A 15,378-nucleotide genomic window follows, 5' to 3' on the forward strand; every position below is an offset into this window, starting at 1 on the left:
ACCTCCTCATTTCAGATACTCACGGCTTTAAACCTGCTTACTCGTTTTTCATACCTTTTAAACAAGTATTCCACCAAACTACATAAAATTAGGTAAACAAGAAAGATATCAATATATGCTTCAACATAATTGTAGCCAACATTGGCAGCTACCTTGGCTTTTAAAGTGATTTCCTGCAATGACAAAGCATAACCTAATGATGTCGCTTTAATCAGATTGACTGTTGCTGTACATATATTCGGTAATGCCACTACCAATGTCTGTGGAATGATAATTCTTCTAAATGCTTGCACAGTTGTTAATCCGACAGCATACGAAGCTTCAAGCTGCCCCTTACTCACTGTGCTAATTGCCGAACGAAACACCTCTGTGAGAATAGCTGTCGTATTCAACGAGAAAACAATGAATGCGTACCATATCGGATTAACATCGTATACATTCATTTCGACAGCATACTTTTCAAATATCGAAGTCAGCATTAATGGCACACTGCTATATATAATGAAAATTTGGATAATGACGGGCGTTCCTCTGACAAATGAAACGTATATCTGTGCTAAGCGATTCAATACCGGGATTTGATTTATTCTTGATAAAGCAAGTAAAAACCCTAATGGCAAGGCTATGATCAAAGCAACAATTGTAATGAATAATGCGGTCGGCACCCCCGATAACGCTACAAAAAAGGTTTCCACTAAAAACCTATAATCCAGACCTTCTGACATTCTGTCACCCCTCTATGCAGTTGTTATCACTTGTTTTCCTTTACTGAATGCCTTTTCCAATTTTAAGAACAGTTGTTCAATGGCAATCGACAATGTCCAGTAAATAACCGCCAATGCAAGATAAATTTCTAATGCATGTGTATTATAGTTCCCGGCGATTATAAGCTCTGCCTTCCCCATGATATCTATCAAGCCGATTGTATATGCTAAAGACCCTTCTTTCATTAATTCAAGTAAGCTGTTACCGAAGTTTGGTAATGCCACTACGAAAGCCTGGGGTAAAATAATTCTCCGGTAAGCTTGCGTATTGCTTAATCCAACGCTTACTGCCGCTTCAAATTGCCCTCTATCAATAGATTCAAGCGATGTTCTGATCACTTCTGACATTGCAGCCGCAAATTGAAGCGAAAAGGTTATGACTACAAATACTGCTTTATCAATATCATTAAGATTTATGCCAAAATTCCCTGCAATTGCAGGGATACCATAATAAGTCAAAAAAAGCAGAACTATAGAGGGCGTGCATCTCAGTACCGTTGTATATCCATAGGCAATTTTCCTGGCGATTTTACTATTTCCAAGTTTCATGACTGCTAAGATGAAACCTATGATTGTCCCGAACAAGACCGATAGACCCGTAACGATTAATGTTACTTTTAGAAAAGGAACTAACATTGGTACCGACTCTACTATGTAAGCTATATCAAAGTATTTTTCCATGTTTCACCTCCATCTGCTTTCATTGAAGATTCCAATTTTCAAATCCAATCATTCTATTGAAGGCCAGTACCTTGAAACTTGCCATCTCTTAAAATACCAAGAGTTATCCAAGAAAACCCATATTAAGAAAATGACAAGTCATAACCTATTGATTGACATTTTAATGCTTGTTTTGCTAAGGACTTCGTTATCTCTCTACAGTTCCCAAAACTTCGAATAAATCTCGGCCATAAAACTTTTTGCTTAACTCATTCGTCTTCTTTTCGTCTTTAATTTTTTTAATCGCTTCATCATAAGCATCTGCGAATTTTTGTTCTTTTTTGTTGAATAATGGCCAGGTTTTAATGACTGCAAATTCATTGTAAACTAGATCATCCACTAAATTATGATAGGGGCCATCGTCGGCCACTTGCTTCTTAAAAGCTCCCTCGATCGCTATTCCACCGTCGACACGGCCTTCATTTACCCATTGAATTACATCTACAGTGAATGCATCTCCGGCTTTCAATTTCACCTTATTGTCTGGATTCGCCTGATTATACTCATCAACGATCGTGTATTGAGCGTTGTTTGCTGCGATTGGTGCTAAGGAGAAGCCCGCTGAAGCAAAGTCCTTGAGATTTTTGATCTTTGAATTTTCTTCCTTTAAAACAAGGCCCGCACTGCTTAATCCAAGGAATTCTTTAGGAAAGATGAACTTCTCAGTCCTTTCCTCTGTCCAGAAAGCATTTTTAACCCCCACTTGATATTTACCTTGTTCAATGCCTACTAACAGGTCATCGCTTGATGTGCCAATATATTCGAATTCGTATGCCGGTAGTAATTCATCAACCAATTTCATAACTTCCACATCATATCCAGTTGGATTTCCCTTCTCATCCAGCCAAGACATAGGTTTTGACGCTTGGTCATATGCTACTTTTACCTTTCGGACACCTGAAGTGCTACCTGAATTTGCATCGGCTTCATTACTCGTTGATGTACCTGATCCACACCCCGCTAATATGGTTACCAACGCTAAACCGATAGTTAAAACATGGCGAAATTTTTTATTTTTCATAGTGAATCCCCTTTCGTTTTACGAAGTTTTTTTACTTGCATTTGTATTTCCTGAAATTCAAAGGAAATACATACATCACCTTCACCACTCAATACCAACTATTTCGGTAGGTTAAGTAAGTCATTTGGTTATAAACATAATAGATGGATACTTTTGTAAAGTCAATGTGTATATTTAAAATTTTCAAGCAACTGCACACATCTGTTTTATTAAAAGAGTTGTAGTTATATGAAAATACAAAGAGTCTTTCCGGAGGCATCGTTTATCTGCAAATCCTTAATTTCCTTGACAACTAAACACACCTTAATTATTATTTAAACCAATAAGATTAATAGGGATTAAAACAAAAACAGAAGGTAATAGAAGGAGGGAACCGTGTGATTAACCTATTCATTAAGACGGAAAGTCAAAAAGCGTGGCTGAAAAAATTATATGAAGTAGAATCAAAATTCAAAAATAATTCTGCTCAAATTGATGAATTGGCCTTTTTTCCGAAAGAACATATTCAAGATTTAATTCGTATGGGATATACAAGTTCAACTCTTCCCAAATCCTATGGTGGCGGAGGGTTAAAAGTTTATGACATGATTCTCCTTCAAGAAACATTGGCTAGTTTTGATTCAGCGACTGCGCTATCCATTGGTTGGAACCTTGGAGTGATAGGAGACCTTTTTGAACAGGAAAGTTGGACAAAAAAGAACTTAGATTTTATCGCTGGGGAAGTTCTAAATGGCGCTTTAGTGAACCGTTCCGTTAGTGAAGCGCAAACAGGCAGTCCGACTCGCGGGGGACGCCCCGGAACGAAGGCAGTAAAAAAGGGAGATTACTGGGTTATTTCCGGACGTAAAATCTATACAACCATGTCCCCAGTTTTAACTTATTTCCTAGTTTCAGCATGGATCGAGGAAAGGCAAAAGGTTGGATTTTTTCTCCTGCATAAAGATCTGGACGGGCTCTACATAGATGAAACATGGGACGTAATTTCAATGAGGGGGACAGGAAGTCATGATTTGGTCCTTAAAGATGTTGAAGTGGATGATTCAAAACTTGTTGAGTTACCTGAAATGCCAAGTGGAAACAGATTCAATGCGTGGATCCTTCATATTCCAGCCTGTTACCTTGGCATTGCGCAAGCTGCAAGGGATTACGCCATACACTTTGCCAATAACTATTCTCCAAACAGTATAAATGCACCTATCAGCCAGCTGGCTAATGTCCAACAACTGTTAGGAGAAATTGATTTGGAATTAATGAAAGCCAGGCATTTCTTATATAGCGTTGCCGAGGCTTATGATGATGAATCACGAAGAATTCATTTCACAAATGAGCTGGGGGCTGCAAAACATATTGTTACAAACGCAGCCATTACAATTGTCGATAAAGCCATGCGAATAGTCGGGGCAAAAAGTCTTCAACGCAATAATCCACTCCAAAGGCACTATAGGGATGTAAGAGCTGGTTTACACAATCCTCCGATGGACGATGTAACGATAAAGAATTTAGCAAAATTGGCAATTGAACAGACAAAATCCAATTTAAGCGGCCATCCACTTTTGAAATGATCAGATTTGATAAAAGAAACGCTATGAACTATAAATAACCCCTGAATTCTCTTTTCATAGAGAATCCAGGGGTTTTCCATTTTTTGAGTCATACAGAATTCGATTTTATTCTTGGAGCAGGCTAGGCTCCCTCAAGAAAAGAAATTAATTGGTGACACTACCATCATCGTCTGGATCCTCAATATCCGCCGGATCTTTTTCCAATAGTGCCTCTTTGTCTTTTTCGTTCCATTTTGCTTTATATCCTAGGGATTTCGCTACTCTTAACACCGGTAAATACGATTTTTTATCTGGTTTAAATGTTTCTAAGTCCCCTGTTCCAATTGCACCCAAACCAAGTAGCAATTTGTCTGATTGGATATAGGGTTTTTCATCTATCAGTTTCATTTGTTCAGCTGTATAAGGATAAACGGCTCCATTCACTTTTAAGGTAAACGGTCCTTTCTTTTCTTCTTTTATTTCTTTTGGCTGTTTCGATTTATAGGATACATTATACACTCCTTGAACAGTTCCTTCTCTCGTATTATCGGCTCCGCCATACATTTTCCCCTTTTCATAATCAAAAATAACAGCTTGCACATTTCCGATATGTTGGGGTTTTTCTTCATAAACATGGCCTTTTGCCATTAACTCTAACCTTGTATTTTGTTCAATTCCCGGTTCCCATCTAACTGTCGGATAACCCGCAGAGTAAACACGTGGCGCAAGTATCGCATCTTGAATTAGCATTTTATGATCAAGCACGTTCATAATCGTTTCAGATACCGATGCTATTATCGTCGCTCCGCCTGGTGAACCAATGGCCATGAAGGGATTACCATCTTTTAATACGAAGGTCGGGGACATACTGCTTCTCGGTCTTTTTCTTGGTTCCACCTGGTTAACTCCACCCGGTGTGGCATCAAAATCGGTCATTTCATTATTAAGCATGAATCCATAATCAGGTACCATGATACCTGATCCGAACACTTGCTCGATTGTAGTCGTATAAGCAACCATATTTCCCCACTTATCCATTACAGAAAAGTGAGTCGTTTGTCCGATTGGGGTTTTCTCTTCTTTTACCTTCTCCATTGATGTGGGTTCTTTGCCCTCATACTTCCATGGATCACCTGCTTTGACATCAGCTGTTGATCTATTTGGATTAATTAGTTTTCTTCTTTCTTTTATATAATCTTCATCCAATAGTCCCTTTGTTGGTACATCATAAAAATCTTCATCTGCCATATAGGCAGCGCGATCGGCAAATGCTAGATGCATGGCTTCAGTTAGATAATGAAGATACTCAGGGGAGTTTGCCCCCATCTTTTGTACATCGAATCCTTCCATTAGCTCCAGGATTTGTTGGACAGTCAAGCTGCCTGAACTTGGTGAAGCTGCCCCCACCACTTCAAATCCCCTATATTCCGATCTAATTGGCTCTCTCTCTTTCACCACATAGTTTTCCAAATCCTCGGTTGTCATCGTTCCTTCACGTTTTTGAACTTCTTTCGTAAGGGCATCCCCGATTTCGCCTTTATAAAAAACGTTAGAACCTTGTTTTTTTATTAACTTAAGAGTCTGTGCCAGATCTGGCTGAACAAGGGTATCTCCCTCTTCCAATGGTTTTCCATTTGGTACAAAAACGTTTGCAGCCGCTTGGTTATTTTCAAGTTTTTTTACATTTTCACCGATATATTGAGCTGTTGCCCAATTGACTTTCACCCCATTTTCAGCTTGTTTAATGGCCGGGCCCATAACTTGTGATAATTTCAATGTACCATATTTATCAAGAGCCGTTTCCATCCCCTTTAGGGTTCCAGGAACAGCAACCGCTTTCCCGGACGTGTGCCGTTTACTAAAAGGAATAGGTTTTCCCTTTTCATCTAAAAAAAGTTCAGGCGTAACATTTTGCGGTGCCATTTCGCGGCTATCGATCATCGTTATTTTATTTTCCTTTTTATTATAAATCATGATAAAACCACCGCCGCCGATTCCAGACATCATTGGCTCAACTACATTTAATGATAATTGAATGGCAGCTGCTGCATCGACTGCATTTCCACCTTGTTTTAGTATCTTTATACCCGCTTCAGCTGCTAAAGGGTGGGAAACTGATACGATTCCTTTTGTTGCTCCCCTTCCCATTGACTCATCCACTCCAGGGACACTTGCAAAAGCTGGTGTGATCATACAAAAGAAACTGAAAGTAACTAAAATAAAACTTTTTAAAAACTTCATGAATTAGTCTCCTTTCAAAATAAAACAAATTAGGGTTTTATCATAAGGCAAGTGGAAGTACGAACAGATGACTTTAGTAGGAATATGCTGGTTGATCTCGATATAAAGGCAGAATGCACATTCCCATTAGGCGTTGCGTTCTCAATGATGTTTTTCACTTCAAAAAATCACCCCCCAAATGGTTCAGCTCTAACCTTCTCCTTCCGGTTTGATAATCCGAAGGCTCAATTCTTCTCTAGACTTTGCTTATGATCCAGGATATTGGGAGTGTCGTGTTTGTCACTCTTCCAAAGGTATTGTAAAGCCAGTAATACGATAAATGCAGATAACCCAACGATATCCGATATCGTTTCAGGATAGATTAATAGTAAACCAACGATTATGGCGAGGACTCTTTCTAACCAGTGCATCTTCCTCATCCAGTAACCTATAACACCCGCACCAATTGCAATCATGCCGGACATTGCTGTAAGAACGACCCAGGCAACCTCCATCCAAGTTGTATCGATCATTAGCATTTGTGGGGAGAGAACAAAAATATATGGAATGATGAATGCCGCGATTGCAAGTTTTGATGACTCAATCCCCGTTTTTATCGGTTCACCTCCTGCTACCCCCGCCGCTGCAAATGCCGCTAATGCAACTGGAGGGGTTATATCCGCAATAATGCCAAAATAGAAGACGAATAAATGTGCAGATAAATCAGGAACACCAAGCAAAATTATCGCAGGTGCCGCAATCGTCGATGTGATAACATAGTTGGCGGTTGTAGGTGAACCCATTCCCAAAATAAGTGCTGCTACCATCGTTAGCATCAGTGTTGGAATCAAATATCCACCAGACAAATCGATTAAACCATTAGCCAGCTTCAGCCCTAACCCTGTTTTCGTAACTATTCCTACAATAATGCCGGCTGCTGCGGTAGCAGCTGCCACCGCAAGTGCTGTCCTGGCTCCATCCACCAATGCATAAATGATATCGATGAATTTCATGCGGACATCCTTGTTTATGAATCCTACGAGAACCGAAATAAGGATGGAATACAAGGCTGCATGTGTAACCGTGATATTCAGCATGAGCAAGATGATAATGGCGATGATCGGAATTAATAAATAAAATTTGCCGAACACTTCCTTTTTACTTGGCATTTCTTCCTTCGTCAATCCACGCAATCCCAGTCGTTTCGCTTCAAAATGGGTCATGATCCAAATTCCTGAAAAGTAGAGGATAGCTGGAATCGCAGCCGCCTTTGCTATATCCCAATACGTTATCCCGTTCCCGATGAACTCCACCATTAAAAATGCCGCTGCCCCCATTATCGGAGGCATCAATTGACCGCCTGTCGAAGCCGCTGCTTCCACTGCCCCAGCGAATTCCTTCTTATATCCAAGATTTTTCATCATTGGTATCGTAAATGCACCTGAAGTGACAACATTAGCTACAGAGCTCCCGCTGATCGTTCCTTGCAGAGCACTGGAAAAAATCGCAACCTTTGCGGGTCCCCCTATCCTTCTACCGGCAATAGCCGTTGAAAGATCATTGAAGTATTGACCAACACCCGTTCGGACAAGAAAGGAACCGAACAATAAAAATAGGAAGATGAATGTCGATGACACCGCTAACGGCGTACCCAAAATGCCCTCTGTCGAGAAGAACATCGTTTGTACCAAACGTTCCAGAGTTAAACCGCGATGGGCTAGGAAGCCCGGCATATACTGTCCAAAAATCCCATAGAAAACGAATAAAATTGCGATGACCATTATCGGAAGCCCTACTGCACGCCTCGTTGCCTCTAAAACCAACAGAATGGCCATTAAACCAACTGCAAAATCCAAAGCTCCTAAGCGCCCGACATTCATGACGATATCCTCGAAAAATAATGGCCAATAGGCACCTACCCCAATACTAAGGATCGCTAAAAGGATATCGTACCAGGCAATTTGAAACTTTCCTTTTTGACGCTTTTTCCGGTTAGCAGGAAATAGTAAAAAAATCAGGGAGAGTGCAAACCCTAAATGTATCGTCCGTTGGATTTGTGCTGTAAAAACACCAAAAATAGCAGTATATAATTGGAATAGAGAAAAAGCTAAGAGTCCAAAAAATGCAATGTGTCCCAAGAATCCAGTTAATTTCCTTGTCCCAGCTTCAGGATCGTACTTTTCCAATAACTCCTGTTGTTCCGCTTCGGTTAAATACTTCACTTTTTCTTTATCAGCCATTAATCTTCACTCCTTTCAACTGTTCCCATATTGAAATTTTTTCTGATGAAATCCTGACCCATGTTCCTGGCTTAATAAAGTCTGCCAATGTATATGTTTTTTCATCATATACTAATCGATGGTTAGCTCTGACTTGTCCTAGCCGTAAATCTATATAAGCGAAACTGCGATTCATATTTTTTATGAAGTAGGTCCCGTCTTTCTCTTCGAATACTTCCTCCCCCTCTGCATTAGAAGGCATACCGACTGCAAAATCGTAAAAAGCAAGTTCGGTTTGTTTGATTTGCCTACCGGAAAAACGATATGATTCCAGTACATCCGAGAGGTGGATGGAGTGTGTATACTTAATTTGGAAATTTTTTTCACTTTTCAATGGCAAGTACGCGACTAATTCCCCTTGGTCCTGGTAGGAAAATGCAATGACATGTTTATACGGAAAAAATAATAGAAAAGCGATGATCAGAGGTATACCAAACGCCATGAATTTCTTGAATTTCATAGGTACCCCTTTCAAAATAAGAAATCCCATTCAGAAAAAAATGAAGCCGATAGGCCACAATAAGCGAGCTACCGACCAAATTGCCTTACTTGGAAACACCTTTTTCTTTAAAGTATTTTGCTGCGCCAGGATGAACTTCCATATCCCCTAACCCTTCAAGTGCAGTTTCTGCTGTAATGAAATCGCCTTTTGCATGTGTGATTTGATCTGTATTGTCATAAACAGCTTTAGTCATTTCATAAACTAAATCTTCATCCAGATCCTTTTTAACCACTAACATCGCTTTAACAGCAACTGTTTTTACCTCGGATTTGATTTTGTACGTACCACTTGGAATCGTATCTTCAGCGTAGTATGGGTACTTGTTGACCAATGCTTGAATCTTGTCTTCTGCAATAGGCAGGATGATAATATCATTTTGGACGGATAGCGCTTCAACTGCACCAGTCGGTGTGCCGGCCGTAATGAAAGCTGCGTCAATATTGCCTGCTTGGATTCCTTCCGCCGACTCATCGAAAGATAGATTTTGCCCTTTAATATCTTTCTCTGACAACCCATGAATTTCCAGAATTTGCATAGCATTGATGTAAGCACCAGAACCCGGTGCACCCACTGATACCTTTTTACCCTTCAAATCCTCGACTGATTTAATTCCACTTTTTGCAGTCGTTACAATTTGAACCGTTTCAGGATATAAAGTACTGATCGCTAATATATTGTCTATGGGCTTCCCGTCGAACATTTCCTTGCCTTCAAGTGCATATGCAGCGATATCCGTTTGCGAAAAAGCGATTTCAGCTTCTCCAACTCTTAAAGTTTCCATATTTTCAGCAGAGGCACCGGATGTCTGAGGTGTTATATTCGCTTTTGTTTTATCGGAAATGATTTTTCCAATTTGTCCTCCGAGTGGATAGTATGTACCTCCCGTTCCACCAGTCAACAGACTCAGGTTTTGGTTTCCACTGCCGGATCCACCTGTTTTACTGTCACCGCAGGCCGTGATAATACTGGTGACCGTCAAAATAATAACCAATATAAAGCACTTATGAAATTTTCTCATAAAACTCCCCCTCATACGTTTTCATCATCTACAAGAAATGATATTGTTATTATTCTACCGAGCACCTTACTTTTCCTTTTTTTACAAAATTAGACACCACAATCAAAAGCACTAGTAATCGATTAAGAAGTTTTATCTAAATCAAAAAAAAAACAGTATAAATGAGCAAAAAAGCCTATTAAAACCAAGGAAATCCAGTTATTTATTGGGAGTATTTTACCTTTTATTACTTATTATTCCTTTCTTCAAGGATAATATTGACTCTTCCATTTTAGAAATATATTATTGTTATAAACTTATAAGTCTATATTATAAAATGACCTTCCTTGCATTTTTCTAGCATTCAATAATTATATTCAGGTATTTTTTGAGAGGGAATATTAGAAGTCCACCCTTCCTTTTACCAGCTATTTAACAGTGTATTTTCAAATCAAACTGAAGTGGGTGATTGTTTGAATTTCCTGTCCCTCCGCTATTTCATAGAGGTTTCTAACCATCTTAGTTTCAGTGAGGCTTCCAAAACCCTGCATATCTCCCAGCCCGGACTTAGCCAACAGATTTCATCCCTCGAAAAACAATTAGGCTTTAAACTATTAAATCGAACGACAAGAAAAATCACTTTGACGGAAGAAGGAGAGTACATCTATAAAAAACTTGCTCCTTCCTTTGAAGATATCGAGAAAACAGTGAATTACATAGTTGAAAATAAAACCATCCCCAAGCCTAAAATGAAGATTGCTACCGTCCCCTCTGCAGCTAGCATATATATCCCGAAGTTATTGAAAAAGGTAGTGGAGGAATACCCTGAAACAGAATTTTACGTGCATGAAACAACATCCTCAAGAGCTGTGAAACTCGTAAACCAACAAAATTATCATATCGGATTCATCCGAACGCCCATACACAATAACATCATCGCAAATGAAGGATTAAGCATGATTGAATTCCTGAGGTTTCCTTTACAATTAGTTGTTTCCATTGATCATCCACTAGCCCAGAAGGATTCCATACACTTATACGAAGCAAAAGACGAACCTTTTATCCATTATGATGCCGTTCAAGCACACTCCCTTCAATTCCTTTTGGAAAAAGCTTGTCTGACTGCTGGATTTTCACCTAAGGAATTATGTAAAGGATCCGAATTACTGACGATCGCCAATCTTATATCCAATAACTTAGGCGTTGCTCTCATGCCTGAAGATATGGTGAGCTTGTTGGGAAAAAGCAAAGTTAAAGCCTTGAACATCGATAACTCTGAATTATCCAGTTCCATTTCCGCAGTTTGGAAAAACACGGATGCATCAATGCTGACTAAGCATATTTTGAAAACATTAAAAAATGAACATGCTTTTAACGATATATTTGGCTAAAATAGCAGCGAAACAACTCGGAATGAGAAGATCAAAAGTAAAGGTTTTACGCATTATGAAGTAAAAAAAGCCCAATTTCTCGTTTATGACGCTGAGAAATTGGGCTATACTAATTTTTCTTCTATACTCCGCTAAGTAATATCATTTTCAAAACGTTCAAATATTCGGACCACCCCTATAGGTAGTGCCTAAGAATATCAATGTATCCCATGCTCTGACTTAAGAAAATATAAATACTCTATTCCGGCAACGGTGATTTTCGTACCGGCCCGTCCTCTGCCTTTGACGACAAACCCTTCGCTTTCTAAAATATTTAAGCGGCGTCGGATCTGCTGGGGGGACAAGAAAATGTCGGAATCTTGACTGTTACTTGAAATCAGTTCTCTACTTGCCGCTTTTCCTTTTTCGTTGCATTGCTTGATTACTTCCAGGATGAAAGCACGCTCCTGCATTTCCAGCATACTTTCACATGCGGGATATTCAGAAGGCACACTGTTTCCCGTAAGCCCGTGAATGAACGGAAGGTCACTTTTCGTCACGACATTTCCCTCACAGACAGTCAGCATGTAATCAATTGTGCTTTTCAGTTCTCGTATGTTGCCGGGCCATTCATATTGCATGAAATACTCCAGAACTCCTTGCTCCACCTTTACCCACTTCCCGCTTTTTGTGATGAGATGCTTTATCAAAAGCGGAATATCCGCTCTTCTTTCTTTAAGTGAAGGAATGTTCAGATTGAGTACATTCAGCCGGTAAAACAAGTCTGTTCTGAATGAACCGTCCCGCATCTTTCCTTGAAGATCTTTATTCGTTGCGGTAATCACTCTAACATTAATGGGAATGATTCTTTTTCCGCCAATCCTGCGAATTTCCCCCTCCTGCAGAACTCGAAGCAGATGGGATTGAACGGTGAGACTTATGTCGCCAATTTCATCTAAAAAAATGGTCCCATTATCCGCCATTTCAAACAGTCCTTTCTTGCCTCCCTTTTGTGCTCCTGTAAATGCCCCTTCTTCGTAGCCAAACAATTCGCTTTCAAGTAGCGTTTCTGTTAATGCGCTACAGTTCACAGCCAGAAACGGCCCGTTTTTTCGCAAGGAATGCTCATGAATGGCATGAGCAAACAGTTCTTTTCCTGTACCTGTCTCGCCCTGAATCAAAATCGGATGCTCCGATAAGGCAAGCTTCTTGGCAATTTGTTTACGCTTTTTCATTACTTCATCCTCGCCGATAATATCATCAAAGCAGTATTTCGTATAGAATCCTTTATTTCGCATTTCTCTTTGTGCTGTCTTTTCTATTTCTAAGGCTTGATGTACACTTTTGAAGGTTGCAACGATTGTATGTTCTTTGATCATTTGCAATCGAAAAATTACGACATCCACGCTGTCTATTTCGAAGAACTTGCTTTCATCATTACCTTCCATGATGAATTGGGTAATATCCCGGCGATTCATTACTTGCTCTAGATACTTATTAACCACCTCTTGTGCCTCAACATGGAACAATGCCGCAAGCTGGTTATTGAATACTGAAATCAGTCCTTCTCCGTTAACGACCAATATTCCATCATCGACTGTTCCCAACACATTTTGGATGTGTTCGCTCATTTGCTTGGCATCCCGCTCTGCATATACGAGCTTACGTTGTAATTCTATGATATTGCTAATATACCTTTCTGAAATCTTCGAGGATATATCCTTGTGCAAACCACAACTTTCTACTACTTCCAGAATTGTTGTTATATCGAAAAGACGCACGCCTATATCGATTACTTCTTTTATATAAGGTGGACACAGATGTGTTTCTCCTGGTGAAACGGCAATTTGGACATCCTCATAAAACAATATACCCTTCCGAAAAGGGATAAATTGAATATGATCGACACCAAGCTGATATAAGGATTCAATAAGATTTATAGTTGCATCATCATCATCATTCACCAGAAGAACTGATGAACCATCTGGTATTCTTAAAAGTTTGTCAATGTACTCATGGTTAACCGTTCTTTTTCCCACAATTATTTTCCCGGCATTTACGCTATACATACCCTTTTTATTAACATAAGCGGCATCTGATGAATACAAGATGATTTCATCTTCCAGAGAATGCGGTAAACCCTCATCTGCAGCATGGCTTTTGACATGAACATAGTCTCCAAGCAATTGTTCCAGCTGTTCCTGCAAGGCTTCCTTTGTTTTTGTGCTTCCCGCTATAAGTGTAAGTGAGGATCCTGACATAAAAACACCTACCTGTCTTTAAATTGGTTCTATTATATCACCAAAAAAGACCAATAAAGTCCTTATACTCTAATTCCGACAATTAAGTTTCCGTAAATATCAATCTCCCCTTAATGGCACAAGATTTGCATATATAAAGGATTGAAGTGCCTATGGATAAGGAGGGGACGGCATAATACTAGGAAACTGATGATATCCCATAGGCCGGGAATATATTGTAAGCGTGTTAATTCCATGCATTTATTTTAAAGACAAAGGAGAGACACTGATGAGCCAAATAGAAGAGAAGGTTGTTTCGCTTGGAACAGCGGGAAAAAAAGAGAGAAAAATCAATGTTTTTGTATTGCTGCTCTGCATTCTCGCAATAGCAACTCTATTCACCTACATTTTGCCTGCCGGGGAATATGCACGGATCGAAGCCGATGGACGGACAACTGTAGATGCCAGTTCTTTTAAATGGATAGAATCTGCACCGGTCGGAATGTTCGATATGATAAAAGCTATTCACACCGGAATGGTGGAAGCCGGAAATATTATCTTTTTCTTATTGATTATCGGAGGATTTTTTGGTGTTTTAAGAGCAACAGGAACGGTTGATGTACTTATCGCTACAATGGCTCGGAAGTTGGCGACGCGTGAAAAGCTATTGATTCCTGTCGTGATGCTGTTTTTCGCAGTAGGCGGCTCCTTAATGGGGATGGCGGAAGAAACACTTGCATATCTTCCTCTTATCATTCCGTTGGCGTTGGCCCTGGGATTCGATACAATTACAGGAACCGCCATCGTCATAGTGGGGGCATTGTCAGGGTTTACGACTGCCATCATGAATCCATTCACAGTAGGACTTGCGCAAGGAATTGCAGAATTGCCGATGTTCTCGGGCATAGGGTTGCGCCTTATTTTATTTTTTATCGTCTATATTGTTTCTGTTCTTTATATCTATCGTCATGCAATGAAGGTAAAGAAAAATCCTTCTATAGGAATATACGGAAAATATACAAAAGAAGAAGCGAAAAAACTGCTGCAATCAAGTGCAAAGTTAACAGCCAGACACAAGTTCATCTTAGGCGCCTTTTTAATTAACTATATCGTCTTGGCGTTTGGAGTCATCAAGTTCCAATGGTACATGACAGAAATAGCTGCCTTATTCATTGTATTGACAATCGTTATTGGAATCATCGGGAAACTGTCTGCAGATCACATTGTCAACTCCTTTACCAATGGATCTGCAGCCTTGCTCGGCGGCGCTCTGATAATCGGCGTATCACGCGCCATTCTTGTCGTATTGAATGAAGGACATATCGTTGACCCAATGCTGCATCAAGTAGCTGAATCCATCCAGCATATTCCGGCCTATTTAAGCGTTGCCGGCATGTACAGCTTCCAAACCATTATCCATTTCATTCTAGCGTCAGGCACCGGTCATGCGATGCTAACCATGCCAGTTATGGTGCCGCTTGCAGACTTATTGGATATTACACGCCAAACTGCAGTGCTGTCTTTCTCTTTTGCGGACGGAATTGGAAATATGATTTTCCCGACCGCTACCACCTTGATGGCGGGCTTGGCAATCGCAGGCATTCCTTGGACAAAATGGGCGAAGTGGATTCTGCCGCTGGTGCTCATTCAATATCTCATCGGATTAATAGCTGTCATCACAGCTCACTTCATCGGATATGGTCCATTCTGATATAGATCACGAC

11 protein-coding genes are annotated in these 15,378 nt (G+C 40.0%); 3 read left to right on the forward strand and 8 right to left on the reverse strand.

The window, feature by feature from the left end:
* Positions 1-11 precede the first annotated feature (11 nt).
* The 3 genes from QUF86_RS21280 to QUF86_RS21290 form a co-directional block, all read right to left on the reverse strand.
* A complete protein-coding gene (locus tag QUF86_RS21280; protein ID WP_241588817.1) occupies positions 12-725 on the reverse strand; it encodes an amino acid ABC transporter permease in 714 nt (237 codons plus the stop codon).
* Between the two features lie 12 nt (positions 726-737).
* Complete coding sequence (locus QUF86_RS21285) at positions 738-1,445, reverse strand: amino acid ABC transporter permease (RefSeq protein ID WP_289335555.1); 708 nt, start codon at positions 1,443-1,445, stop codon at positions 738-740.
* A 187-nt stretch (positions 1,446-1,632) separates the two neighbouring features.
* On the reverse strand, positions 1,633-2,505 hold the full coding sequence (locus QUF86_RS21290) for a transporter substrate-binding domain-containing protein (RefSeq protein WP_289335556.1): 873 nt from the start codon (positions 2,503-2,505) through the stop codon (positions 1,633-1,635).
* 377 nt (positions 2,506-2,882) lie between these two features.
* Here QUF86_RS21290 and QUF86_RS21295 point away from each other — a divergent pair, with 377 nt between their 5' ends.
* Positions 2,883-4,067: an acyl-CoA dehydrogenase family protein gene (locus QUF86_RS21295; RefSeq protein WP_289335557.1), complete on the forward strand. Its 1,185-nt coding sequence runs from the start codon at positions 2,883-2,885 to the stop codon at positions 4,065-4,067.
* Positions 4,068-4,211: 144 nt separating this feature from the next.
* On the opposite strand, the gene ggt is transcribed toward QUF86_RS21295, so the two are convergent.
* The 4 genes from ggt to QUF86_RS21315 all read right to left on the reverse strand — a co-directional run bounded on the left by ggt (position 4,212) and on the right by QUF86_RS21315 (position 10,065).
* Positions 4,212-6,287 carry a gamma-glutamyltransferase gene (gene ggt, locus QUF86_RS21300; protein WP_289335558.1) on the reverse strand — a complete coding sequence of 692 codons (2,076 nt, stop codon included), beginning with the start codon at positions 6,285-6,287 and terminating at the stop codon, positions 4,212-4,214.
* A 224-nt stretch (positions 6,288-6,511) separates the two neighbouring features.
* Positions 6,512-8,506, reverse strand: a complete 1,995-nt coding sequence (locus QUF86_RS21305; protein WP_289316680.1) for a TRAP transporter permease — start codon at positions 8,504-8,506, stop codon at positions 6,512-6,514.
* On the reverse strand, positions 8,499-9,005 hold the full coding sequence (locus tag QUF86_RS21310; RefSeq protein ID WP_289335559.1) for a DUF1850 domain-containing protein: 507 nt from the start codon (positions 9,003-9,005) through the stop codon (positions 8,499-8,501). Before QUF86_RS21310 ends, QUF86_RS21305 begins: the two co-directional genes overlap by 8 nt.
* An 85-nt stretch (positions 9,006-9,090) precedes the next feature.
* A complete protein-coding gene (locus QUF86_RS21315; protein WP_289316682.1) occupies positions 9,091-10,065 on the reverse strand; it encodes a TAXI family TRAP transporter solute-binding subunit in 975 nt (324 codons plus the stop codon).
* 452 nt (positions 10,066-10,517) lie between these two features.
* Here QUF86_RS21315 and QUF86_RS21320 point away from each other — a divergent pair, with 452 nt between their 5' ends.
* The gene (locus QUF86_RS21320; protein WP_289316683.1) at positions 10,518-11,435 is read left to right on the forward strand and encodes a LysR family transcriptional regulator; all 918 of its coding nucleotides are present in this window, start codon (positions 10,518-10,520) and stop codon (positions 11,433-11,435) included.
* A gap of 197 nt (positions 11,436-11,632) precedes the next feature.
* On the opposite strand, the gene QUF86_RS21325 is transcribed toward QUF86_RS21320, so the two are convergent.
* A complete protein-coding gene (locus tag QUF86_RS21325; RefSeq protein WP_289316684.1) occupies positions 11,633-13,675 on the reverse strand; it encodes a sigma-54 interaction domain-containing protein in 2,043 nt (680 codons plus the stop codon).
* Positions 13,676-13,943: 268 nt separating this feature from the next.
* Here QUF86_RS21325 and QUF86_RS21330 point away from each other — a divergent pair, with 268 nt between their 5' ends.
* Positions 13,944-15,365 carry a YfcC family protein gene (locus QUF86_RS21330; RefSeq protein ID WP_289316685.1) on the forward strand — a complete coding sequence of 474 codons (1,422 nt, stop codon included), beginning with the start codon at positions 13,944-13,946 and terminating at the stop codon, positions 15,363-15,365.
* The last annotated feature ends 13 nt before the right edge of the window (positions 15,366-15,378 follow it).

Origin of the sequence: Peribacillus sp. NJ11 (assembly GCF_030348405.1) — a bacterium.
Lineage (GTDB): Bacteria > Bacillota > Bacilli > Bacillales > DSM-1321 > Peribacillus.